The 23,509-nt window shown below is 65.9% G+C and carries 21 protein-coding genes; 9 read left to right on the top strand and 12 right to left on the bottom strand.

Annotated elements, in window-relative coordinates:
- Positions 1–6: 6 nt before the first annotated feature.
- Entirely contained in the window at positions 7–1,044 is a 1,038-nt protein-coding gene (locus HQ354_RS20130) for an ABC transporter substrate-binding protein (protein ID WP_068428332.1), read from the bottom strand.
- A gap of 129 nt (positions 1,045–1,173) precedes the next feature.
- Between HQ354_RS20130 and HQ354_RS20125 the strand changes: the two genes are divergently transcribed.
- The 6 genes from HQ354_RS20125 to yhjD all read left to right on the top strand — a co-directional run bounded on the left by HQ354_RS20125 (position 1,174) and on the right by yhjD (position 7,423).
- Positions 1,174–1,842, top strand: a complete 669-nt coding sequence (locus tag HQ354_RS20125; protein ID WP_068429109.1) for a response regulator transcription factor — start codon at positions 1,174–1,176, stop codon at positions 1,840–1,842.
- On the top strand, positions 1,839–2,810 hold the full coding sequence (locus HQ354_RS20120; protein WP_068428330.1) for a HAMP domain-containing sensor histidine kinase: 972 nt from the start codon (positions 1,839–1,841) through the stop codon (positions 2,808–2,810). The genes HQ354_RS20125 and HQ354_RS20120 overlap by 4 nt, the downstream gene beginning before the upstream one ends.
- Positions 2,811–2,894: 84 nt before the next feature.
- Positions 2,895–4,361, top strand: a complete 1,467-nt coding sequence (locus tag HQ354_RS20115) for a DUF4153 domain-containing protein (RefSeq protein ID WP_254303567.1) — start codon at positions 2,895–2,897, stop codon at positions 4,359–4,361.
- 90 nt (positions 4,362–4,451) lie between these two features.
- The gene (locus tag HQ354_RS20110) at positions 4,452–5,279 is read left to right on the top strand and encodes an exodeoxyribonuclease III (protein WP_167677409.1); all 828 of its coding nucleotides are present in this window, start codon (positions 4,452–4,454) and stop codon (positions 5,277–5,279) included.
- A 35-nt stretch (positions 5,280–5,314) separates the two neighbouring features.
- Positions 5,315–6,355: a tryptophan--tRNA ligase gene (gene trpS / locus HQ354_RS20105; RefSeq protein WP_068429100.1), complete on the top strand. Its 1,041-nt coding sequence runs from the start codon at positions 5,315–5,317 to the stop codon at positions 6,353–6,355.
- Positions 6,356–6,394: 39 nt separating this feature from the next.
- Positions 6,395–7,423 (top strand): inner membrane protein YhjD, encoded by a 1,029-nt coding sequence (gene yhjD / locus HQ354_RS20100; RefSeq protein WP_167677407.1) that lies wholly within the window; start codon positions 6,395–6,397, stop codon positions 7,421–7,423.
- A gap of 3 nt (positions 7,424–7,426) precedes the next feature.
- Here the strand turns inward: yhjD and HQ354_RS20095 are convergent, their stop codons facing one another.
- From HQ354_RS20095 to iolC, 7 genes are all read right to left on the bottom strand, one after another.
- Entirely contained in the window at positions 7,427–8,731 is a 1,305-nt protein-coding gene (locus tag HQ354_RS20095) for a D-alanyl-D-alanine carboxypeptidase family protein (protein WP_222635432.1), read from the bottom strand.
- Positions 8,732–8,854: 123 nt separating this feature from the next.
- Complete coding sequence (locus tag HQ354_RS20090) at positions 8,855–10,348, bottom strand: CoA-acylating methylmalonate-semialdehyde dehydrogenase (protein WP_222635431.1); 1,494 nt, start codon at positions 10,346–10,348, stop codon at positions 8,855–8,857.
- An 8-nt stretch (positions 10,349–10,356) separates the two neighbouring features.
- Complete coding sequence (locus tag HQ354_RS20085; protein WP_114332374.1) at positions 10,357–11,232, bottom strand: sugar phosphate isomerase/epimerase; 876 nt, start codon at positions 11,230–11,232, stop codon at positions 10,357–10,359.
- Between the two features lie 16 nt (positions 11,233–11,248).
- Complete coding sequence (gene iolD / locus HQ354_RS20080) at positions 11,249–13,201, bottom strand: 3D-(3,5/4)-trihydroxycyclohexane-1,2-dione acylhydrolase (decyclizing) (RefSeq protein ID WP_222635430.1); 1,953 nt, start codon at positions 13,199–13,201, stop codon at positions 11,249–11,251.
- A 2-nt stretch (positions 13,202–13,203) separates the two neighbouring features.
- Positions 13,204–14,100, bottom strand: coding sequence for a 5-deoxy-glucuronate isomerase (gene iolB, locus HQ354_RS20075; RefSeq protein WP_068428315.1), 897 nt, complete (start codon positions 14,098–14,100; stop codon positions 13,204–13,206).
- A gap of 1 nt (position 14,101) precedes the next feature.
- A complete protein-coding gene (locus HQ354_RS20070; RefSeq protein WP_167678089.1) occupies positions 14,102–15,004 on the bottom strand; it encodes an aldolase in 903 nt (300 codons plus the stop codon).
- Positions 14,997–15,983 (bottom strand): 5-dehydro-2-deoxygluconokinase, encoded by a 987-nt coding sequence (gene iolC, locus HQ354_RS20065; RefSeq protein WP_068429094.1) that lies wholly within the window; start codon positions 15,981–15,983, stop codon positions 14,997–14,999. The genes HQ354_RS20070 and iolC overlap by 8 nt, the downstream gene beginning before the upstream one ends.
- 265 nt (positions 15,984–16,248) lie before the next feature.
- Here iolC and HQ354_RS20060 point away from each other — a divergent pair, with 265 nt between their 5' ends.
- Positions 16,249–16,986: a GntR family transcriptional regulator gene (locus HQ354_RS20060; RefSeq protein WP_068428309.1), complete on the top strand. Its 738-nt coding sequence runs from the start codon at positions 16,249–16,251 to the stop codon at positions 16,984–16,986.
- A gap of 104 nt (positions 16,987–17,090) precedes the next feature.
- Here the strand turns inward: HQ354_RS20060 and HQ354_RS20055 are convergent, their stop codons facing one another.
- A complete protein-coding gene (locus HQ354_RS20055; RefSeq protein ID WP_222635429.1) occupies positions 17,091–18,092 on the bottom strand; it encodes a LacI family DNA-binding transcriptional regulator in 1,002 nt (333 codons plus the stop codon).
- Positions 18,093–18,200: 108 nt separating this feature from the next.
- On the opposite strand from HQ354_RS20055, the gene HQ354_RS20050 reads away from it, so the two are divergent.
- On the top strand, positions 18,201–19,409 hold the full coding sequence (locus HQ354_RS20050; RefSeq protein ID WP_222635440.1) for a Gfo/Idh/MocA family protein: 1,209 nt from the start codon (positions 18,201–18,203) through the stop codon (positions 19,407–19,409).
- A 52-nt stretch (positions 19,410–19,461) separates the two neighbouring features.
- Here the strand turns inward: HQ354_RS20050 and HQ354_RS20045 are convergent, their stop codons facing one another.
- From HQ354_RS20045 to HQ354_RS20035, 3 genes are read right to left on the bottom strand one after another with little or no spacing between them, the layout of a single operon-like run.
- Positions 19,462–20,442 (bottom strand): Gfo/Idh/MocA family protein, encoded by a 981-nt coding sequence (locus HQ354_RS20045; RefSeq protein ID WP_222635428.1) that lies wholly within the window; start codon positions 20,440–20,442, stop codon positions 19,462–19,464.
- Positions 20,439–21,338 carry a sugar phosphate isomerase/epimerase gene (locus HQ354_RS20040; protein WP_068428305.1) on the bottom strand — a complete coding sequence of 300 codons (900 nt, stop codon included), beginning with the start codon at positions 21,336–21,338 and terminating at the stop codon, positions 20,439–20,441. The genes HQ354_RS20045 and HQ354_RS20040 overlap by 4 nt, the downstream gene beginning before the upstream one ends.
- Positions 21,335–22,342, bottom strand: coding sequence for a Gfo/Idh/MocA family oxidoreductase (locus HQ354_RS20035; protein WP_222635427.1), 1,008 nt, complete (start codon positions 22,340–22,342; stop codon positions 21,335–21,337). Before HQ354_RS20035 ends, HQ354_RS20040 begins: the two co-directional genes overlap by 4 nt.
- 110 nt (positions 22,343–22,452) lie before the next feature.
- On the opposite strand from HQ354_RS20035, the gene HQ354_RS20030 reads away from it, so the two are divergent.
- Positions 22,453–23,487, top strand: a complete 1,035-nt coding sequence (locus tag HQ354_RS20030) for a LacI family DNA-binding transcriptional regulator (protein WP_222635426.1) — start codon at positions 22,453–22,455, stop codon at positions 23,485–23,487.
- Positions 23,488–23,509 lie beyond the last annotated feature (22 nt).

The following is a 23,509-nucleotide window of genomic DNA, read 5'->3' as shown; positions in this document are numbered from 1 at the left end:
CGGGGGCTAGCTGCTGGTCGTGGCCGCGCCGTCCCCGGCGAGCGTGCTCGCGAATGCGGGCGTCAACTTGTCGACCACGTACGGCAAGCTCAGCAGCGACGTGAAGTAGATCGCCCCTGCTGTGATGCCGTCGGTGAAGACCAACTTGTCCTCCTCGACGGCATCGAGGTTTCGGTACACGGGCTCCTGCTCCAGCGCGGTGCGATCCTCCGGCTTCTCGGTTCCCCACAGCAGCACGTCCGCGGTGTCGAGCACCGACAGGTTCTCCAGCGGGATGGCGGCCTGACCGCCGCCTTCCGGTGGTGCGTATCGATCGATCTCCGACGGGACGACGAACCCGAGGTCCGTCAGGAAGTCCGTGCTGAGTCCGTTCTGGTACGCGATGGCTGCGCCGTCGTAGAACGCGTTCTGCAGGAAGATCGCCTTGGTTCCCACGAACTCGGGGTGCTCGGCCCTGGCGGCCTCGAACTTCTGCTCGACGGCGTCGATCTGCTGGTCGACCTCGTTCGCCTTGCCCAGCGCCTTGCCGATGTTGCGAGCCTGGACGTCCCACGGTTCGAAGTACTGCGTGTACTGGCCCGAGTGCGCGATCGTCGGTGCGATCTCGGACAGTTTGTCGTAGCTGTCGCGGTCGAGTCCGGCGTTGGTTGCGATGATCAGGTCCGGGTCCAGGGCGACGATGCGTTCGTACTGGAAGCCGTCGTCGGCGCTGAGGACCTCGGGTGTGGCGTCGCCCAATGCTTCCTGCGCCCACGGCCATGTCGCATACGGCTGTTCGCCGTACCACTCGGTGACGGCGACGGGTGTCACGCCGAGGGCGAGCACCGTGTCCTGCTCGGTGTACCCGGCGACGACGACGCGCGTCGGCTCGGCGGTGATCGTCGTGTCACCGAACGCGTGCTCGACGGTGACCGGGAAGGCGCCGTTTCCGGCGACCGCCGCGTCGGCTTCACCGTCGTCGGACGGGGTCGAGCACGCGGACAGCACCAGCGCAGCCGCGAAGGCAACGGTGGCGATCTGGAACGAACGGGCGGATCCGACCATCGAGGTCCCTTTCGGAGGATGAGTGACGGCTAAGGGTAGCCGACCCTAACGTTCACGTGGTGTCGATCTTCACGGAACCTCCACATTTCCTGCCGAACTCCTCCATGACGGCCCTCTAGTGTCGTGAACATGAACCGCACCGTGCTCGTCGTCGACGACGAACCGACGATCTCCGACGCGCTCGCGGCACGCCTGCGCGGCGAGGGCTTCGACGTCGTGACGGCAGGGGACGGGCCGTCGGCCGTGCAGGCATGCGCGCGCGTCGATCCCGACGTGGTGGTTCTCGACGTCATGCTTCCGGGGTTCGACGGGCTCGAGGTGTGCAGGCGCATTCAGGCCGACCGTCCCGTACCGGTGCTGATGCTCACCGCGAAGTCCGACGAGACCGACATGCTCGTCGGGCTCGGTGTCGGCGCCGACGACTACCTGTCCAAACCGTTCAGCATGCGAGAACTCGTCGCTCGTGTTCACGCGCTCGTGCGTCGCGCGAATCGAAACGCGTCGGCGACGGCACTGTCGTTCGGCCCCATTCGAATCGACCACCAGGCTCGGCGTGTGTGCCATGGAAGCGACGAAATACATTTGACGCGTACCGAATTCGACATTCTTGCGTTTCTGTCCCATCGTCCGGGTGCGGCCGTGACCCGCGAGACGTTGCTCGCCGAACTGTGGGGTTGGGGAGATTCTGCCAGCAGCCGAACCGTCGACAGTCACGTCAAAGCGTTGCGTCGCAAGATCGGTGGCGACATGATCCGAACCGTCCACGGCGTCGGGTATGCGTTGGACGTGCCGCGATGACGCGCACGATTCCGCGGCCGCTCGACGCACTGACCTCGTTCAAACTCAAGGTCTCGCTGATCGTCGGCGTCGTGTTGGTCGTCGCCAGCGTCGTGTTCTGGATCGGCGCGGGATGGCAGTTCAGGTACGCCCTCGTGGCGGCGCTGGTCATGTCGTTGGTTGCGGTGCAGGTGTTGGCGCACGGCATGACGTCGCCGTTGCGTGAGATGACGTCGGCCGCGAAAGCCATGGCGCGCGGGGACTATTCGACGCGGGTGCGCGCCACGTCACGTGACGAGGTCGGACAGCTCGCGGCGGCGTTCAACACCATGTCTCACGATCTCGAAGCTGCCGATACGTATCGACGAGAACTGATCGGCAACGTCTCGCACGAACTCAAGACACCGATTGCCGCACTGCGAGCCGTGCTGGAGAACATGGTCGACGGCGTCACCGCGCCTGACCGAACGTCGTTGGAGCTCGCGCTCCGGCAGACCGAGCGGCTCGGCGATTTGGTGACCGAGCTGTTGGACCTGTCTCGGCTCGAAGGGGGAGTGCTGCCGCTGCGCCCCGAGTCCTTCGCCGTCGGCTCCTTTCTCGACGAGGTGACCGTCGAATATGCCTGTGTACGTGCCGATGTCGATCCTGCTGACCTGACCGTGACGGCCGACAGATCCAGGCTGACGCAGGTTGTCACCAATCTCGTCGAGAACGCGGTCCGGCACGCACCGGCAGGGTCGGAGGTGACGGTGTCCGCACGCGCGACGTCGGCCGGGCTGCACCTCGAGGTTGCCGACGCCGGCCCCGGAATCGCTCCCGAGGAACGACTTTCGGTGTTCGACCGATTCACCCGGGGTGGCGCAACCGACGGCAGTACCGGCCTCGGGCTCGCTATCGCTCGATGGGCGACGGAGCTGCACGGCGGGACGATCGAGGTCCTCGACCGCAGTCCTGGGTGCCGCATTCGCGTCACCGTCCCACACGCCTGATCTCCCTACAAGGCAACAGTTCTCCGAATCCGACGCAGGGCTCCTGCGTTCATCTCGTCGTGCCCGCAACAGAAAGGTCGTGCCGTGATCGTCGACGTGGAACCGAAAGCTGTCACCCGTACACCCATGGAATCGCTGTGGCCCCCGCGCGTCTGGCCCAGGCGGGCCTATCGCGCGGCGTCGCCCCGTGTGCTGCTGGCGGCGATCGCCGCGGGCGTCGCAGGGGCGATTCTCCTGGGTGCCCCAGGCATCGCCTATCCGCTCACCGCTATAGCCGTCACCGGCGTCGTGCTCGTCGCAGCGCGACGTCGTCCGACCGCATGGGGCGTTGCCGGAGCAGCGGCAGTACTTGCGCTCGTCTCGGTCGCGGCGTTCCGGACGTCCGAGTGGCTGGTGACGCTGTCGCTGTGGCTGGCCGTGATCGTCGCAGGCGCCGTCGCGTGCCGCGGGCGTACGTGGATCGGTCTTGCACTCGGCGCGCTCGTACCGCTCTTCGTGCCGGCGCGTCTGTACCGGTGGTGCTCGCGAGGTGCCAGAGACGTGCGGGCCGGCGAGCTGCGTGCAGGTCGGGTCGTGGCAGTTCTCGCGACGACGGCTGTGCTCGTCGTCGTGTTCGTGACCTTGTTCGCCGGAGCGGACCCGGTGTTCGCGCGGGCGGTCGATGCCGTGACACCACGGTGGCGATCGGACGTCGTCGTGGCGCGGACCGTGCTGTTCGCTCTCGTGACGCTCGCTGCGCTGACGGCTGCGTACGTCGTCGGACATCCGCCACGGTTCGATGTTTTCGCCCGCAAACCGCGCTCGCGTGTTCGGTTGTGGGAGTGGGCAATTCCTCTCGGCGCGCTCGTCGCCGTGTTCTGTGTGTTCGTCGCGGTACAGGCGGCTACGTTGTTCGGGGGACAAGAGCACGTGCTCGTCACCGACGGATTGACCAACGCCGAGTACGCCAGGCAGGGCTTCTGGCAGCTGCTCACCGTGACGGGACTGACGCTGGTCGTCCTCGCAGTCACCGTTCGGAAGGCGTCGCGAGAGACTCGACGCGATCGCGTCGTGCTGCGGGCCCTTCTCGGTGCGCTGTGTCTACTGTCGCTCGTCGTCGTCGCGTCGGCATTGCACCGGATGTCGCTGTACGAGGAGCAGTACGGCTACACCACGTTGCGGCTGTTCGTCACCGCGGTCGAGTTACTGCTGGGCGGCGTGTTCGTTCTCGTGCTGATCGCGGGTGTGTCCATGTCGGGCCGCTGGCTGCCACGCGCGGTGGGTGTCGCCGTCGTCGCCACGGTTCTCGGTCTCGCGCTGCTGAACCCCGACGCGTACGTCGCCCGGCACAACGTCGATCGCTTCGTCGAGACAGGCGAGATCGACACCCGATATCTCGCCGAACTGTCCGCCGATGCGACGGGCGAACTCGATCGCCTGCCCGAGCCGTACCGCAGTTGCGTCCTGCCGCGCGTCGAGCCTCGACGTTGGAACGAATGGAACGTCGCCGACTCCCGTGCGCGCACCGTTCTGGACGGGCGCCCGGTTCTTCCATGCCCGTCGGTGCGGTGAGGGTCTTCCACAGGGAAAGCCGACGGGATCGACGTCTGGACGACGTTCGCGATTGCCGGTCTGTCGGTGGTCTCCGCTACGGTGCGGGACGTGACTGACTCCCCGTTCACCGTTTCCACTGTCAATGTCAACGGAATCCGCGCTGCTGCCCGCAAGGGAATGTTGCCGTGGCTCGAGACCACCGACGCAGACGTCATCTGTTTGCAGGAAACACGCGCGAACGACGGTGAGTTGACGAAGGCCCTGGCTCCGGCGCTCGACGCCGGGTGGCATCTGGCGTCGGCCGAGCCGTCGGCCAAGGGACGCAACGGTGTCGCGATCCTGTCGCGCACCGCACCGGACGCCGTCCGAGTCGGTATCGGTGCCGATGCGGATGCTGCCGAGTTCGCAGAGTCCGGGCGCTACATCGAAGCCGATTTCGACGACGTCACCGTCGCGAGTCTCTATCTCCCCTCGGGCGAGGTCGGTACCGAGCGTCAGGAGGAGAAGGAACGGTTCATGGCGGCGTTCGCGGCGTACCTCGACGCGGCCGCGTCGGCAGCCACGTCGGCCGATCGTGACCTCGTCGTCTGCGGCGACTGGAACATCGCGCACACCGAGAACGACCTGAAGGCGTGGAAGACCAACCGTAAGAATTCCGGGTTCCTCCCGGAGGAGCGCGAATGGGTCTCTGCGCTGCTGGCGGACGGCGCGCACTGGACCGACGTCGTGCGTCAGCTGCACCCGGACGTCGAAGGTCCGTACAGCTGGTGGTCGTACCGCGGCAAGGCGTTCGACAACGACGCAGGCTGGCGCATCGACTACCAGTTCGCGACGCGCACGCTCGCCGAACGTGCGAAGGAAGCCGTCACCGAACGTGCCGACGCGTACGACCAGCGGTGGTCCGATCATGCGCCTGTCACCGTTCGGTACCGCTGAGAATCGGCTTGCCGGGACGTGAAAAGATCGTGACCATGTCTTCCCCCGCACAATCCGACACTCCACAGGGACCGCGTCAGCGCGTTCTGTCCGGCATCCAGCCGACGGCGGACTCGTTCCACCTCGGCAACTACCTGGGTGCCGTGCGTCAGTGGGTGGCGTTGCAGGAGGACTACGACGCGTTCTACTTCATCCCGGATTTGCACGCCATCACCGTTCCGCAGGATCCGAAGGCCCTGCGGCAGCGCACCCGCATCGCGGCGGCGCAATTGCTGGCCGTCGGCATCGATCCGTCGCGTTCGACGCTGTTCGTGCAGAGCCAGGTTCCCGAACATGCCCAGCTCGCCTGGGTCCTCAACTGCCTCACCGGTTTCGGTGAGGCCGGGCGGATGACGCAGTTCAAGGACAAGTCGGTCAAGCAGGGTCGTGATCAGACGACCGTCGGTCTGTTCACGTATCCGATCCTGCAGGCTGCCGACATCCTGCTCTACCGCCCCAACCTCGTGCCCGTCGGCGAGGATCAGCGTCAGCACCTCGAACTGACGCGTGACCTGGCGCAGCGCTTCAACACCCGGTTCAAGAAGACGTTCCTCGTGCCCGAGGCACACATCATCAAGGGCACCGCAAAGATCTTCGACCTGCAGGAGCCGACCGCGAAGATGAGCAAGTCGGGGTCCAACCCGGCGGGCATCGTCAACCTCCTCGACGATCCGAAGGTGACGGCGAAGAAGTTGCGGTCGGCGGTCACCGACAACGAACGCGACATCGTCTTCGATCCCGTTGCCAAGCCGGGCGTCAGCAATCTTCTGGTCATTCAGTCTGCGCTGTCGGATCGGACGATCGACGAGCTCGTCGCTGGGTACGCCGGCAAGGGTTACGGCGACCTCAAGTCCGACACCGCGGACGTGTTGACCGAGTTCGTGACGCCGCTTAAGGCTAGGGTCGACGGGTATATGTCCGATATTGCCGAACTGGACAAGATCCTCGCCGACGGTGCGGATCGGGCCCGAGAGGTAGCGTCACGCACGTTGGCGCAGGTGTACGACCGGGTGGGGTTCCTGGCTCCGCTCTCCTGACAGCGGGCTCGTTGGCAGTGAGGGCCTGACAGCGAGAGGGTGATTGTCGTTCCCGACTTCCAAGCGATCCTTGCGGAGCGTCGTGCGAAGTGGCCGTGGTTCGACCACACGGTGCGTGCTGCGTCGCGCTATCAGTCTCAGAAGGGCGATTACTACGCCGCCGGGATGACGTATTTCAGCGTCCTGGCATTGTTCCCGCTACTGATGGTGGCCTTCGCCGTCGCCGGCTTCGTGCTGGTCGGCCATCCCGAGTGGCTCGACGAGATTCGCAAGCAGATCACCGACAACATTCCCGGAAGCCTCGGCGACACGGTCAATTCGCTCGTCGACACGGCCATCGAGTCGCGCACCAGCGTCGGCATCATCGGTCTGCTCGGTGCGCTGTACGCGGGACTCGGCTGGGTGGCCAACCTGCGTGCCGCATTGACCGCGATGTGGGAGTCGACGCATGAGCAGGGCGGATTCCTGTCGACCAAGCTGCGCGACTTCGCTGCTCTGCTCGGGCTCGGTCTCGCGGCGGCGGTGTCGTTGGGACTGTCGGCGCTGAACGGCAGCGGCGTCATGCGTGGCATTCTCGAACTCGTCAAACTCGACAATGCGCCCGGCGTCGGGGTCTTCCTACGCATCGTGTCGGTGGTTCTGGCCATCGTTGCATCGTGGTTGGTGTTCACCTGGGTCATCTCGCGGCTGCCCCGCGAGCCCGTTCCGTTCCGCAGCGCCTTGAAGGGCGGCCTGTTGGCGGCCGTCGGATTCGAGATCTTCAAACAGATCGCGGCCATCTACCTCGCGTCGGTGACGTCCGGCCCAGCTGGAGTGGTGTTCGGCCCGATCATCGGTCTGCTCGTATTCGTCTTCACGACGTCGCGGTTCATCCTGTTCGCCACCGCCTTCGCGGCCACGACCCGGGAGGCGTTGGCGTTGGCGTTCGTTCCGCCACCGGATTCGGCCGTGATCGCACCGCGTCTCGAGGTCAACAACGGACCGACGGTCAAGGGCGGACTCGCTCTGGTCGGCGCGGGTGCGCTTGCCGTCGTGGGTCTGGGAGGGTTCCTCGGCCGACGGCGCTGAACCTCATGGTCGTCGATTGAGTCGGCGCGCACCGATCAGAAGGGCCAGGACGACGATGCCTCCGACCACGCCGATTCCGATGCGGAGCGCAGTCGTGTCACTGCCACCGTCGTCGGCCGCGGTGGCTCGCTGGGTGGCGTTGTCAGGTGGGGCAGCCAGGGTCGGGCTCTGCGGCGTCGGACGCGTACTGCTCACGGCGCCCACCGAATTCGCGTCGACCAGCTCAGCGACGCTGGTGCCGGGAGCCGTCGCGAATCCGTAATCGAGAAGCCGAGCAGCCTGCTCCCATGGGCGGATCGGCAGGACGTCGCCCTTCATGATCGTGACCGCGAGCCGTCTGCCACCGCGTTCCGCGCCTCCGACGAACGTCTGACGTGCGTCGTCGGTGTAGCCGGTCTTCCCTCCCAGCGCTCCCTCGTAGTTGTAGAGCAGTTGGTTGTCGTTGGACAACGTGAAGCCGGGGCGATCCTGATCGTCGGGAATCGTCGGGTCCTTGGGAAAGCCCGGAAATTCGACCGTCTCCGTGGAGATCAGTTGCGCGAACATCGGGTTCCGCATCGCTTCCCGGAAGAACAAGGCGAGATCGTATGCAGAACTGGACATTCCGGGTCCGTCCAGGCCTGACGGCGTCGCGGTGCGCGTATCGAGGGCGCCCAGTTCTTTCGCTTTCGCGTTCATCTTGGCGACGGTTGCCGCGTCGCCGCCCATCTGTGCAGCGAGAGCGTGCGCCGCGTCGTTGCCCGACGCCATGACGAGTCCCTGCATCAATTGGAAGTTGGTGTAGACGCCGTTCGTTCCGATGCCGACAGCGCTGCCCTCGGCATTGGCGTCGTCGGCGGAGGCGACGATCGTCGTGTTCGGGTCGAGCTCGTCGAGAGCGACCAACGCGAGCAGGATCTTGATGGTGCTCGCCGGTCGATAGCGTCCGTGCGGATCCTTGGCGGCAATGACGTCGCCGGTGTCGAGATCGGACAGAACCCAGCCGGTCGCCGAGATGTCGGCCGGTAGCGGACCTGCACCGTCGGGGGTGATCGTGCCGCACGCGGCCAGAGCGTCACCGCCGACTGGCACCGCGGGGACCGGAAGGGGCTCCGGCGTCGGATCGCCGGGTGCGGGGATCTCGGACAGATCGATCGCCGGGGGAGGCGACGCCGCGTACGGGCAGTCGTCGGTGTTCGGCGTCGTGAACGGCGTGGTGGTCGTCTCGTTCGGAGGCTGGACCGGAGGTTGAGCGAGTGCTGGTCCGCCGCCTGCGAACAGCAGCGCCGTAGCAGTCAGGGCCGCTGCCGCCCGGAAAATCGTTCTCATCGCGAACTACCCTAGGACTCGGAGTTCGGTGTATGCCGCCGACTCACCGAACTTACTCCCCAGGGCTACGCCTCGTGCGCGCGAATGTATAGCGGGCTATACATTCGCGCGCACGTGGGGGTGTCAGCTGTTTTCGGGGAATCCGAGGTTGATGCCGCCGTGGCTGGGGTCGAGCCAGCGGCTGGTGATGGCTTTGCCGCGGGTGAAGAAGTGGATGCCTTCGGTGCCGTGGGCGTGGGTGTCGCCGAAGAGGCTGTTCTTCCAGCCGCCGAAGCTGTAGTAGGCCATGGGGACGGGGATGGGGACGTTGATGCCGACCATGCCGACCTCGACTTCGTTCTGGAACCTGCGTGCTGCGCCGCCGTCGTTGGTGAAGATGGCGGTGCCGTTGCCGTAGGGGTTGTCGTTGATCAGTTGGAGGGCTTCGTCGTAGCTGTCGACGCGGACGACGGACAGGACGGGTCCGAAGATTTCGTCGGTGTAGATCGACATGTCGGTGGTGACGTTGTCGATCAGTGTGGGGCCGAGCCAGAATCCGTCCTTGCCGCCGTCGGGCTGGACTTGGCGGCCGTCGACGACGATGGTGGCGCCTGCTGCTTCGCCTGCGTCGACGTAGGAGGCGACTTTGTCGCGGTGGGCCTGGGTGACGAGGGGGCCCATGTCGGAGTTCTTGGTGCCGTCGCCGGTGACGAGGGGGGTGGTGCGTTCGACGATTTTCGCGACGAGGTCGTCGGCGATGTCGCCGACGGCGACGAGTGCGGAGATGGCCATGCAGCGTTCGCCTGCGGAGCCGAAGCCGGCGTTGACCATGGCGTCGGCGGCGAGGTCGAGGTCGGCGTCGGGCAGGACGATGGCGTGGTTCTTCGCGCCACCCAACGCTTGGACGCGTTTACCGTTCGCGGTGCCGACGCTGTACACGTATTGGGCGATGGGGGTGGAGCCGACGAAGGAGATCGCTTTGATCTTCTTGTTCTCGAGGAGTTCGTCGACGGCGAGCTTGTCGCCTTGGAGGACGTTGAACACGCCTGCGGGCAGGCCTGCTTCGGCCCAGAGGTTCGCGATCCAGATGGAGGCGGTGGGGTCTTTTTCCGACGGCTTGAGTACGACGGTGTTGCCGGCGGCGATGGCGACGGGGAAGAACCACATCGGGACCATGGCGGGGAAGTTGAAGGGGGAGATGATGCCGACGGGGCCGAGGGGTTGGCGGATGGAGTAGACGTCGACTTTGGTGGAGGCGTTCTCGGTGAAGCCGCCCTTCAACAAATGCGGAATGCCGCAGGCGAATTCGACGACTTCCTGGCCGCGGGAGATTTCGCCCAATGCGTCGGAGAGTACTTTGCCGTGTTCGGCGGTGATGATTTCCGCCAACTCGCCCTTGCGTTCGTTCAAGAGTTCGCGGAATTTGAACAGGACCTGTACGCGCTTGGCGAGGGAGGTGTCGCGCCAGGCGGGGAACGCGGCTGCGGCGGCGTCGATGACGGTGCGGGCATCGTCCAGATTGGCCAGTGCCAGTTGTCCGGTGACCTCGCCGGTAGCGGGGTTGGTGACCGGTGCGGTGTTACCGGAGGTGCCGGCGAATTCCTTGTTGTCCAGCCAGTGGCTGATCACGTTGCTCATATCCGTCCTTACTTCTTGAACTTTGCGATGTACTCGTTCATCGTCTTCAGCTGGTAGCGAGACACTTCGTGCGCGTTCTCGTTCTCTCCGAAGACGCTCGACACCATCACGGTGTCTTCCTTGTCGTAGAAGCCCAATTCGCCCAGGCCGCCGAAGAATTCGTCCCAGTTGACGTCGCCGTCACCGATCTTCAGGTGCTGGTGGACGCGTACTGCGTTTCCGGGCGGGTTGGTGATGTAGCGCAGGCCGTGCGAACGGTGGTGGTCCATCGTGTCGGCGACGTGCACCAGGCGCACGAGATCGCCTGCGGTGCGCAGGATTCCTGGCAGATCTCCGCCCATGTGGAACTGGTGGCACGCGACGACGACCATGCCGAAGTTCTTCGAATTGATGCCCCGGATGACGCGAATGGCCGCCTGGCCGTCCTCGACGAAATCGTCCGGGTGCGGATCGATTCGGACGTCGATGCCTTCACGCTCGACGATCGGAACGAGTTCTTCCATCGAACGGTAGAACGCACGCTCGGACTCTTCGGCCTTCTCCGGGCGTCCGCTGAACTCGGTGTTCATGACGTTCACGCCGAGGTCGACGGTGATCTGGATGGCACGCTTCCAGTACCGTACGGCTGCTTCGCGGGCGTCCTCGTCCGGGCCGGACCAGCGCAGCACGGGCAGCACCGAGGCGATGCCGACGCCGGCGTCCTTGCAGGCCTTCTTGAACTTGGCGACCAGGTCGTCGTCGGCCTTCGGGTGGTTGAAGAACGGGATCATGTCCACGTGCGGCGTGAGCTGCAGGTACTCGTAGCCGAGGTCGGCCACGACACGAGGCAGCTCCAGCAGCGAGAAATCGTGGTGGAACGGGGTGGGATCGAGTGCGATCTTCATCGTGTGGTGATTCCTGTCAGTTTCCGGACGGACGGAGGAAGGGGCGCTGGATCTTCTTCCACTTCTCGTAGGTGGCGTACGCGGTCTGCGTCGACTCGAGCGTGGAGGTCGCGCTGACCGGGACGTCCCACCACGACTCGGAGTCCGGAGCCGCGATCAGCGGGTCGGTCTCGACGTGGATGACGGTGGACGTCTCGCTCGCCTTGGCGGCCTTGACCGCGTCGGTGAACTCGGAGCCGTTGTTCACGCGGACGACCTCGACGCCGAGGCTGGCTGCGTTGGCAGCGAGATCCACAGGCAGCTTGTCTCCCTGCAGACGGCCGTTCTCCGCGCGGTAGCGGTAGTCGGTGCCGAAGCGCTGCGAGCCAAGGGATTCCGACAGCGAACCGATGGATGCGAATCCGTGGTTCTGCACGAGGATCATGATGATCTTGACGCCCTCCTGCACGGCGGTGACCAGTTCGGTCGCCATCATGAGGTAGGAGCCGTCGCCGACCATGATGAACACGTCGCGATCGGGCTCGGCCATCTTGGCGCCGATGCCGCCGGCAACCTCGTATCCCATGCAGGAGAAGCCGTACTCGACGTGATAACCCTTGGAATCGCGTGTGCGCCACAGCTTGTGGAGGTCACCGGGCATCGATCCTGCAGCGCAGACCACGACGTCGCGAGGATCGGACAGCGTGTTGGCCAGACCGATCACCTGGTTCTGGTTCAGTGGTGCCGACGGGTCTTCGATCTTGTAGACCGACGCCACCGTGTCGTCCCACTCCTGTGCGAGTTCGCTTGTACGCGTGCGGTATTCGGACGGAACAGTGTAGTCGCCCAATTCGACCGCAAGAGCCTCCAGCGCTTCGCGAGCGTCGGACACGACCGAGATGCCGCCCTGCTTCACCGAGTCGATCGACGCGACGTTGATGTTGACGAAGCGAACGTCGGGGTTGTTGAACGCGGTGCGCGACGCGGACGTGAAGTCGCTGTAGCGCGTGCCGATTCCGATGATGACGTCGGCTTCGGTGGCGAGGGCGTTGGCCGCCGTCGTACCGGTCGAGCCGAGAGCGCCGACGGACTGCGGGTGGTCGTACTTCAGCGAACCCTTGCCCGCCTGGCTCTGGCCGACCGGGATCCCGGTCTTCTCGCAGAACGACGCCAGCGCGTCGGTCGCGCCGGAGTAGATGACGCCACCGCCTGCGACGATCATCGGCTTCTTCGCCGTACGGATGACCTCGGCGGCACGGGCGATGACGGACTTCTCCGGCAGCGGGCGTGCGACATGCCAGGTACGCGGTGCGAACAGCGACTCGGGCCAGTCGAACGCCTCGGCCTGAACGTCCTGCGGGATGGCGACGGTGGCCGCGCCGGTCTCGACCGGATCGGTCAACACACGCATCGCACCGAGCAGAGCGCCGGGCAGCTGCTCGGGACGCCACACGCGGTCGAAGTAGCGCGAGAGCGGCTTGAACGAATCGTTGACCGTGACGTCGCCGCTGGACGGGAGTTCGAGCTCCTGCAGCACGGGTGCGCTCGCACGGGTGGCGAACGTGTCGGCGGGAAGCAGCAGCACGGGCAGGCGGTTGATCGTCGCCAGCGCGGCGCCGGTCAGCATGTTCGTGGAGCCGGGGCCGACGGACGCCGTGACGGCCCACGTCTGCAGGCGGTCCTTCTGGCGTGCGTAGGCGACGGCGCTGTGCACCATGGCCTGCTCGTTGCGCCCGAGGACGTAAGGCAGTTCGGGGTCGGTGCCTGCTTCGACGGCGTCGATCTCGGCCTGCAGCAGCGCCTGGCCGAGGCCGGCGACGTTGCCGTGTCCGAAGATGCCGAACGCGCCGGCGAAGAACTTGGTGCGAACGCCGTCACGCTCCACGTACTGGTTCGCCAGGAACTTGACGGTCGCCTGGGACACCGTGAGACGAACTGTGCCCTCGGTGTTTTCGGTCTTGCTCGCCGAGATCGGCGCGGTGGACACCACGATCATGCTCCTTCGGATGCGGTGTTGGTGGAAGAGCTGTGGAGGGGCAGGCGCGGATCGACGGCCTGGTCTGCCCAGGTTCCGCGGATCCAGGTGTGCTCGGGATCGTCGACGATGTTCCAGGCCCGTTCCTTGCCCGGTCCGGCCATGACGTTCAGGTAGTACATGTGATACCCCGGGGCTGCGACGGACGGGCCGTGGTAGCCGTGCGGCACCAGCACGACGTCGCCGGTGCGGACCTCTTCGAGGACCTCGATCGGACGCTGCGGTGTGCCGTAGACGCGGTGGTAACCAAATCCGTTGCTCTGGTCAGGGCCCGGCGCGATCTCGAAGTAATAAATCTCTTCGAGCGCGGACTCGTGCTCGGTGTTCTCGTCGTGCTTGTGGCCGGGGTACGACGACCAGTTGCCGCCGGGAGTGATCACCTCGCACGCGATGATCGAGTCGGCCTCGAACGTGTCGGCGGTACCGAAGTTGTGGACCTGTCGGCTGCAGTTGCCCGCGCCGCGCAGTTCGACGGAGATGTCGGCTGCCGGAACGTAGCGGAACGGCAGCTTCTTCTCGGCGCGGGCGCCGCAGAGAGCGAACCGTCCGCCGTCGGTGCTGGAGACGGTGTAGGCCGAATCCTTTCCGACGTAAGCGAAGTCGGACGGGCCGTCGAACACCGATGCACGGCCGGCGAGCTCGAACTTCGTGCCGTCACTCGTGACCGTCGCCGAACCCGACAGCGGCACGACCATGATCTCGTCGGGGCCCGACGACAGATCGACGGACTGCCCTGCGGCGAGAGTCAGTGTCCAGAGGCTGGATTCGGTCCACCCCGCGGATTCGGGCGTGACGACGACGTCGAAGCCGTCCTTGGCTCCGTCGCCTGCTGCGATGTAGTACTCGGAGTTCATGTCACCTCACCATGTTCACTGCGGTCGCGACGGCGGCTGCGACGTCGCCGTCCTTGGGGTACAGCAGGGTGCGTCCGACGATCAGACCGCGCACGGCCGGGATCGCGAGCGCGTTCGCCCAGCTGGCGAAGGTCTCTTCCGGAGCGGTCTGCGGGTCGCCGCCGAGAAGAAGCGTCGGGAGCGTCGTGGCGTCCATGACGCGTTCCATCTCGTCGACGACGGGCAGCTTCATCCAGGTGTACGCGGACGTGGATCCGAGGCCCTGGGTGATGTGAATGGACTTGATGACGGCGTCGGTGCTCAGGTCGTTCTTGACGCGTCCGTCGACACGGCGAGACAGGAACGGCTCGACCATGGCGATGAGCTGACGCTCGGCGAGTTCGTCGATGGCCTGGGCGCAGGCGGTCATCGTGGACAGCGTGCCCGGGTCGTCGAGTGCGATGCGGGTCAGCATCTTCGCGCCGTTCATACGCGCCTTGGCCGTGGCGGCTGCGGTCGCTGCGGTCATGCGGTCGTCGAGCTCGAACGACGCGCCTGCGAGGCCGCCGCGGTTCATCGACGAGAACACGACCTTGTCCTCGAGAGCGCCGAGGAGCACGAGGTCGTCGAGGATCTCGGGGGAGGCGAGGACGCCGTCGACGCCGGGGTTCGCGAGTGCGGTGCGCAGCCGGTCGAGCAGCTCGGTGCGGCTGTTCATCGCCGTCATGTTCGAGCCGACGGACAGCGCGCCACGGGCAGGGTGGTCGGCGGCGACGATCATGAGCCGGCCGTTGCCTCGAATGGTCTCACGCGTCGTACGCGTCGCCCAGGCACGCTCGATGGCCTGCGGATCGCTTGCGCGGATCGCGGTGACCTCGGCGTAGCTGGATGCAGCGGGTGCGGGGGTCAAGGTGGTCTCAGACATTCACGGACTCCGTAGCAGCCTTGTCGGCGAGTTCGGCGACCTCGGTCGCGGTGGGCATGGCGGTGGAGCACTCCAGGCGCGAAGCGACGATGGCGCCTGCCGCGTTGCCGTAACGGAGAATCTTCTCGAGCGGCCACTCGGCGAGCAGGCCGTTGCACAGCGATCCGCCGAAGCTGTCGCCTGCACCGAGGCCGTTGACGACGTCGACGAAGTTCGGCGGCACGGTGACGGTCTCGTTCTTGGTCTTGCCCATGACGCCCTTCGGGCCCATCTTGACGATGGCGAGTTCGACGCCCAGGTCCAGCAATGCGTCGGCAGCCTTGTTCGGATCGGTTTCGCCGACGGCGACCTCGCACTCCTCCTTGTTGCCGACGGCGACGGTGACGTGCTGGAGCGCCTTCTGGACCTGCTCGGTCGCAGCGGCGGTCGTCTCCCAGAACATCGGACGGTAGTCGAGGTCGAGGACGGTCAGCGGTGCGCGGCCACGAGCTTCCCACGCGGTGAAATGCGCACTGCGGCTCGGCTCTTCGGACAGGCCGGTGACGGTAGACCAGTACAGCCGTGCGTTCTTGACGGCGTCGACGTCGATGTTCTCCGGACGGATCTGCAGGTCCGGTGCCGACGGCTTGCGGTAGAAGTACAGCGGGAAATCGTCGGGCGGGAAGATCTCGCAGAAGGTGACCGGGGTGGCGAACTGCGAGTCCGTGACGACGAAGCGGTTGTCGACGCCCAAGCGAGCCAGTTCGCCTGCGACGTAACGCCCGAAGGGATCGTTGCCGACGCCCGAGATCAGTGCCGACTTCCGTCCGAGGCGTGCCGCGGCGACGGTGACGTTCGCCGCGCTTCCTCCGAGGAACTTGCCGAAGGACTCGACGTCCTCCAGACCGACACCGGTCTGCAGTGGGTAGATGTCGACGCCGCTGCGCCCGATGGCGAGGACGTCGAAGGCCGTGGTCGTGGCATCGGCTGAGGTGCTCAAGTTCGACTCCAAAGGTGTTTGGGGACTGACGGTCGAGAGGTTCTGAGGCAGGGGCTGTCGCCTACTACTGTGCTGCAGGCCACATGTCCATGTCAAGACTTTGTCCTGACATTCTTACTTCCAGTCATGCTGATGTTAGTGTTCGCCTACACTTCCGATCAAGCCGGGCTGTAGATTTACCGCCCCCGAGGAGATACGGAGCCGGACAGTGACTGCTTCCAATGCGTCGACGTCGGATGCGCCCACGAGCGGCGCGAGTTCGACGGTGGCCACACCGCTGTCGGTCGAGCTCGATCGAGGCAGCCCGGTTCCTCTGTACTTCCAGTTGGCGCAGGCGATCGAGTCGGCCATTCTCGGCGGGCAGTTGGCCCCGGGAGATCGGTTCGAGAACGAACTGGCACTTGCCAAACGACTGAATCTGTCACGTCCGACCACGCGTCGTGCAATTCAGGAACTCGTCGACAAGGGACTGCTGGTCCGTAAGCGCGGTGTCGGCACTCAGGTCGTCCAGAGTCCGGTGCATCGACCCGTCGAGCTCACCAGTCTCTTCGACGACCTCGCGCGCGCCGGGCAGAGCCCGTCGACCAAATTGCTCGACTACCACGTCGGGACGCCGTCGGAAGAGGTCGCACGCGAACTCAACATCTCCGCCGACACCGAGATCGTCACCATCCGCAGGCTTCGCAGCACCAATGGAGAACCGTTGGCGCTGATGGCGAATCACCTGCCGTCGTCGATCGCGCCCGATCCCGACGAGCTCGAACATCACGGCCTCTATCAGTCGCTGCGGACGAGGGGCGTGCACATCCGCCTCGCACGCCAGCGGATCGGAGCCAAGGCCGCCGACCGCGACGAGGCGCTGCTGCTCGACGAGAAGTACAAGGCCCCGCTGCTCACGATGCACCGCACGGCGTTCGACGACTCGGGGAGCGTCGTCGAATTCGGCTCGCACGCCTACCGTGCGTCGCGGTACTACTTCGACACGACGGTCGTCGATCGCTGATCCTTGCCGCATTCTTCGGCATCGGTGGTCCGTGGCATCCGACAGACAGTTGCCGTGGACCAACGATGCGCGGGAGTCATGGCCCCGGAGTCAGGGCCCGGGAGTCATGGCGCCGGCGGGGCCGTCGACCCGCGCACCTGAATCGCGGGTGGCACCAACGTCAGCGAGCCGGGGCGATCCGGATCGGCGATGCGATCGACGAGCGCCGTCGCGGCTCGCTCGCCGACTTCGATCGTCGCGTTCTCGACGCTCGTCAGCCGGACGTGGCGTAGCTGAGCGATGGACGTGTTGTCGTAGCCGACGATCGACACCTGCTGCGGAATCGACAGTCCGCGTTCCTGGCAGGCGGTCATCGCGCCGATCGCGACGATGTCGTTGACGGCGAAGATCGCGGTGGGACGCGTCCGTCCGTCGAGGATGCGCGAGCAGGCCGCGTGGCCTGCGTCCTCGGTCATGCCGCCGGGCTCGACGCGAATGTGCCGCTTCAGGCCGTGCGAGACCATGGCGTCGCGATAGCTCTGCGCTCTGATGTCGGCGACGGCCCCGGTTCCTGCGATGTGGGTGATGCGTCGATGGCCCTGTGCGACAAGGTGTTCGACGGCCAAGCGGGTGCCGAGTTCGTCGTCGTTGGCGACGACGTCCACGTCCGGGAAGTCGAGGTCGCGGCTGGCGACGACGACCGTCGGAATCAGCGCTGCTGCTTCGGCGATGGCAGGCGTCGGCCGTCGGGTGCCGACGAGAGCCAGACCGTCGAGGCGGAGGTCCATGAAGCTGCGGACGAACGATTCGTCGGAACTGCGATCGAGACGACCGTCGGCGAGGAACATCTTCAGATCATGTTGCTGCAGTATCGAATTCATGCCCTCGAGGCAGTCGACGAACCATGGGTTGCGTAGGTCGTTGAGGAGAACTCCGACGATGTGTGTGCGATTCTGCGTCAGGCTGCGCGCGCTCAGATTGGGTCGGTAGCCGAGTTCGCGGATCGCGTCCTCGACAGCCGCCCGCTTTTCCTCGCTCACCGAGCTGGATCCGCGGAGAACAAGGGAGACAAGCGATTTGGATACACCGGCGTGCGCTGCGACGGTACGAATGGTCGGCTGCGCCACGTTCGTGTCCCTTCTCGGCGGTGTCTCGTCAGACGCTAGCAGGGTCGGTGTTGACACGTCGGCGTCGTGTGACGCAGACTCTAGTACAGATTGGACCGGTCCAAAACCATGTTCGGATCCCGGGCGTTCAGTATTCGTGAGGAGACAGATCCAGTGAGTTCATCGCAGAACATCCGTGTGGGTGTCGCCGGCTTCGGCTGGATGGGCCGCGTGCACACGCAGGCCTACGCGCGCATCCGCCACCACTATCCCGAACTCGCGCTGACTCCGGTGCTCGCGTCGGTCGCCGACGAGGTGCCCGGCCGCGCCGACGAGGCTGCCGCGCAATTCGGCTTCGAGACGTCGACCACCGATTGGCACGACATCGAGAAGGATTCGTCCATCGGCGCAGTGTCGATCACCGCCCCGAACTTCCTGCACCGCACCATCGGTACCGCGATGGTCGAGGCAGGCAAGCACATCTGGATCGAGAAGCCGGTCGGCCTGTCCGAGGACGACGCCCGCGCTGTCGCCGTCGCCGCGGACAAGGCAGGTGTGCAGACCGCAGTAGGCTTCAACTACCGCAACGCCCCGGCCGTCGAAGAGGCGAAGGCACTGATCGAGGCCGGCGAGATCGGTACCGTCACCCACGCTCGCTTCCGGTTCTTCAGCGACTACGCGGCGCACCCGGACGGCGCGCTCAGCTGGCGCTTCGAACGGGCACGCGGCGGTAACGGTGTGCTGGGCGATCTCGCGTCGCACGGCGCCGACCTGCTCTGGTACCTGTTGGGAGACATCGACTCTCTCGTCGCCGACACCGCGATCTTCGTGCCGCAGCGTGCGAAGCCGACGGGCGCAACCAGCGGCCATGCCCTCGCGACCGGTGGCGAGCTCGGACCCGTGGAGAACGAGGACTACGTCAGCAGCCAGGTGCGTCTGGCATCGGGTGCGCGCGCGACGCTCGAGGCGAGCCGCGTGTCGGTAGGCGAGCAGAACGCGTACGGCTTCGAGATCCACGGCACCAAGGGTGCTGTCTTCTGGGACTTCCGGCGCCTCGGCGAACTGGGCCTCAGTGTCGGTGACCGGTACCAGGATCAGCCGGTGTCGACGATCTTCGTCGGCCCGAAGCAGGGTGAATACGGCGCGTTCCAGCCGGGATCCGCGTCGTCCATGGGCTACGACGATCTGAAGGTCGTTGAAGCCAAGCGATTCCTGCAGTCCATCGCCGACGGCAAGCCGGTCGGCGCGACGATCTGGGATGCGGTGCGCAGCGCGCAGGTGCTCGACGCGATGACGCGCTCGGTCGCGTCGGGGAGCTGGGTGAAGCCGGGCGCCTGAGCGGGCGACCCGAAGCTCCCCCGTACGCACATGCGCACGGGGGAGCCGAACCTCAGCGGGGCGACATTCCGGCGGCGCGGTACGCGTCGTCGATCATCGTCATGTTGTCGACGGCGTCGTCGAGCCCGATCGGCAGGGGTGTCCCGTTCTGCAGGTGATCCGCGAACGCCTCCAACTGATACGTGTACGACGACCGCGTGCCGAGATGTTCGACGCGGGTGTCGGATCCGACCGTGACGGTGACCCGATCGTCCTTGTTGGGCTTGATGTAATCGTGCGCGAACGCCTCGCCTTTCGACCCGATGACACGGAGCGTGAACAGGTAGTCCTCGTCGATCATCGAGTTGCGGGACACAGCCGTTGCGCCGCTGGGGAATTCGAGTTCGACATCGATCGATTCGTCGACGCCCGGGAATCGTTCGACGGCCTTGGCTGCGCCGATGGTCGGTGCGCCGCCCGCGAATCGGCCGAAGGCCCGCAGCGCATGCAGAGCGTAGCACCCCAGATCCATCATCACGCCGCCTGCGAGGTCGAGCGACCATCGTAGGTCGCCCGGCTCCGGTGCGGGCATGCGCATGACGACGTCGATATGGCGGAGGTCGCCCAGTGTGCCGTCCTCGACCACCTGCAGCAGTCGCTGCGTCACCGGATGGAACAGGTAGTGAAAGCCTTCCATCACAACGACATTCGCCTCTCGGGCGGCTTCCGCGACGGCGAACGCCTCCGTGCGATCGCGTGCGAAGGGCTTCTCCGTCAGCACATGTTTGCCCGCCTCGACCGCCGCGAGGTTCCACGGCGCGTGGAGGGAGTTCGCGAGCGGGTTGTAGACCACGTCCACTTCGGGATCGTCGATGACGGCCTGGTAGGAGTCGAGAACCCGCTCCACACCGTACTTCTCGGCGAACACCTCGGCACGCGTCTTGTCGCGTGCAGCGCACGCGACAAGACGATGTCCGAGAGTATTCGCGGGTTCGACGATCGCTTCTTCGGCAATGCGAGACGCGCCGAGGACGCCGATCCTTAGTTGATTCACGCGGACGAGGCTACCCGGGCTTCCACGACGCTTCTGAGGTAGGAGACGCTGGAAATGACGTCGGACACAGGTCCGGCGCCTGCGGGCTCCTCGGCGAGGATGGTGTCCTGCTCGAGCACGAACCAACCGTCGAAGCCTGCGTCGAGCAGCTCGTTCACCACGCGCGCGATGTTCACGTCGCCGGTCCCGAGCGGGGTGTACATGCCCTGCGCGACGGCCTCGGTGTAGGTGAGTTCGCCGGCTTGTACGCGCGCGGCGAGTGCGGCGTCCACATCCTTCAGGTGCGCGTGCGTGATGCGCGACGCGTGTGCCTCCACCAGGTCCAGCGGATCGGTGCCGCCGATGAGGAGGTGTCCTGTGTCGAGGCACAGCGGGATGGTCGAGCCGTTCAGGACGCGGTACACCTCGTCGCGCTTCTCGATCATCGTGCCGACGTGCGGGTGCAGCACGGCGCGGATGCCACGTTCGGCCGCAGCTTCCTGCAGACGATCGAGGTTGCGCAGCAACGTGTCCCACTGTGCGTCGTCGAGTTCGGGACGCGAGTCGTAGCCGTCGGCGCCGGTCGCCGCGGCGAGGACGAGGACCTCGGCCCGGGAGGCGATGAACGCGTCGAGAAGCGGTGCGATGCCGGGAACGGGATCGTGATGCGCGTGGTGCAGCAGTACCGGTGCGAATCCGCCGACGGACTTCAGGCTGTACTTGTCGAGCGTGGCGGCGAGCTCGTTCGGATCGGCGGGCAGAAAGCCCTCGGGGCCGACCTCGGTGGCGGTGAGCCCGGCGTCGCGCATCTCGGTCAGGACGCGGTCGGAGTCGATCTGGTAACCCCAGCCGGGGACCTCGCAGACACCCCAGGAAATGGGTGCGCCTGCAATGCGGATGTCAGCGGAAGTGGTCACAGTCGTACCTCGTCGATTCGCACCGGGCGGTGCTGTTGCAGGGACAGGGTCGCGGCCTCGGCGATGTAGGCCACTTCGAGCGCATCGCGTGCGGTGCAGGGAGATTCGATGCGACCGGCCGCCATGTCGACGAACGCGCCGAGTTCGACCTGGTACGCCGACGTGAAGCGGTCCATGAAGAAACTGTGCGGCGTACCGTTCGGGAACGTCGCTGCCGCTTCGAGATTGCGTACGGGGACCTGCTCATCCCAGCCCGCGACGACGGCGTCGGCCGAGCCGTGGACCTCGAGGCGGCAGTCGTAACCGCGTGCGTTGTAGCGCGTGTTCGACACGACGCCGATGGTGCCGTTCTCGAACGTGAGCGTCGCCGTGGCGGTGTCGACGTCGCCGTACTCGGTGAACGCCGGATCGCCCTGGTTGGAGCCTGCCGCGTAGACCTCGGCGACCTCGTGACCGACGATCCACCGCACGATGTCGAAGTCGTGGACGCTGCAGTCGCGGAAGATCCCACCGGACACGGCGACGTAGTCGAGCGGCGGGGGAGCAGGGTCGAGCGTCGTCGAACGCACGGTGTGCAACCAGCCGAGTTCGCCGGCGTCGACAGCGGTCTTCGCCGCGGCGAATGCGGGTGCGAATCGGCGGTTGTATCCGATCTGGACCTGGACGTCGCTCGACTCGATGGCCTGGACGACGGCGAGGCTCTCGCCGGGTGTCGCCGCGAGCGGCTTCTCGCAGAAGACGGGGATTCCCGCGTCGACGCAGGCGAGCACCAGCGATGCGTGCGCGGGCGTCGCGGCTGCGACGACGACACCGTCGACGCCGGATTTCAGCAGCGCGTCCGCGCTGTCGACGGCCTTGGCGTCGAACTTGGCGGCGACGGATTCTGTGACGGCGGGTCGCTCGTCGGTGACGACGAGGCCGCCGACACCTGCCAACGTGCTCAGTGTTTCGGTATGGAATGCGCCGATGCGGCCGAGGCCGACGACGCCGATGGTAACGCCCATCAGTGTGGTCCTCACAAGGGAAAGAAGAAATTCGGGTACACCGAGTCTGACGGCGTCCTGCCGTACTATCAACCGGCAGACACCATCAAAAACGCCTCAGGAGGGCGCCCGTGGCGCATCGGTACAAGGTTCGCGAGATCGCGCAGCAGTCCGGGCTGAGCGAGGCGACCGTCGACCGTGTCCTCCACGACCGCCCCGGCGTGCGCGCGAATACGAGATCCGAAGTGCAGCAGGCGATTTCGGATCTGGACAAGCAGCGTTCGCAACTGCGACTGAACGGTCGAAAATTCCTGTTCGACGTCGTCATGCAGACCCCGGCGCGATTCTCGGCCGAGTTCCGTGCGGCGCTCGAGGCGGAACTACCGATGCTCGCGCCCGCGGCCGTGCGATGCAGGTTTTACTTCAGGGAGACCGAGTCGGTGGCGGCGATGGTCGACACGCTGGGAAAGTTCACGGCCCGGGGATCGCACGGTGTCATCGTCAAGGCGCCCGACGATCCGGACGTCGTCGCGGCGATCGACCGTCTCGTCGACCTCGGCATTCCGGTGGTCACCTACGTGACGGACGTGCCGGCGAGCAAGCGTCTCGACTACGTCGGAATCGACAACCGTGCAGCCGGGGCGACGGCGGCGTATCTCGTGGACAGTTGGCTCGGGGACTCCGATGCGTCGGTGTTGATCATCCTGACCAGCAACATCTTTCGCAACGAGGGGGAGCGCGAGATAGGGTTCCGCAGCACGTTGCGCTCGCTCGGAGGCGAACAGGGCGACGCCAATCGGCGTCGCGTCGTCGAGATCACCGACAGCGAGGGGCTCGACGAGACCGTCGAGAAGCTCGTCGACGCTGCGTTGTCGGCGCATCCGGACATCGAGGCCGTCTACTCGATCGGGGGCGGGAACACCGGTGCCGTGCGCGCGTTCGAACGTGCGGGTCGTCGCTGCCGGGTGTTCGTCGCGCACGACCTCGACAGCGACAATCGGCCGCTACTGCGGTCGGGTGCGTTGTCGGCCGTACTCCACCACGACCTCAGGGCCGATGCGCGGCGGGCGTGCCGGCTGCTGATGCAGGCGGGCGGCGGGCTCGACGGCATGGTCGACGAGCGGTCGCAGATCCATGTCGTGACCAGGTTCAATACGCCGGCGTGAACAACCGCGTGCAGGAAATACG

It is taken from the genome of Rhodococcus sp. BP-261 (genome assembly GCF_019835205.1).
GTDB classification, from domain to species: domain Bacteria; phylum Actinomycetota; class Actinomycetes; order Mycobacteriales; family Mycobacteriaceae; genus Rhodococcoides; species Rhodococcoides kyotonensis_B.
Note: the sequence above shows the minus strand (reverse complement) of the source record. Positions and strands in the feature narration are given on the sequence as shown.

Excerpts from the sequence above, each read along its gene's own strand:
- HQ354_RS20130 (WP_068428332.1), bottom strand. The coding sequence starts at position 1,044 with ATGGTCGGATCCGCCCGTTCGTTCCAGATCGCCACCGTTGCCTTCGCG.
- HQ354_RS20125 (WP_068429109.1), top strand. The coding sequence starts at position 1,174 with ATGAACCGCACCGTGCTCGTCGTCGACGACGAACCGACGATCTCCGAC.
- HQ354_RS20120 (WP_068428330.1), top strand. The coding sequence starts at position 1,839 with ATGACGCGCACGATTCCGCGGCCGCTCGACGCACTGACCTCGTTCAAA.
- trpS (WP_068429100.1), top strand. The coding sequence starts at position 5,315 with ATGTCTTCCCCCGCACAATCCGACACTCCACAGGGACCGCGTCAGCGC.
- HQ354_RS20095 (WP_222635432.1), bottom strand. The coding sequence starts at position 8,731 with ATGAGAACGATTTTCCGGGCGGCAGCGGCCCTGACTGCTACGGCGCTG.
- HQ354_RS20090 (WP_222635431.1), bottom strand. The coding sequence starts at position 10,348 with ATGAGCAACGTGATCAGCCACTGGCTGGACAACAAGGAATTCGCCGGC.
- HQ354_RS20085 (WP_114332374.1), bottom strand. The coding sequence starts at position 11,232 with ATGAAGATCGCACTCGATCCCACCCCGTTCCACCACGATTTCTCGCTG.
- iolB (WP_068428315.1), bottom strand. The coding sequence starts at position 14,100 with ATGAACTCCGAGTACTACATCGCAGCAGGCGACGGAGCCAAGGACGGC.
- HQ354_RS20070 (WP_167678089.1), bottom strand. The coding sequence starts at position 15,004 with ATGTCTGAGACCACCTTGACCCCCGCACCCGCTGCATCCAGCTACGCC.
- HQ354_RS20050 (WP_222635440.1), top strand. The coding sequence starts at position 18,201 with ATGTTCGGATCCCGGGCGTTCAGTATTCGTGAGGAGACAGATCCAGTG.
- HQ354_RS20035 (WP_222635427.1), bottom strand. The coding sequence starts at position 22,342 with ATGGGCGTTACCATCGGCGTCGTCGGCCTCGGCCGCATCGGCGCATTC.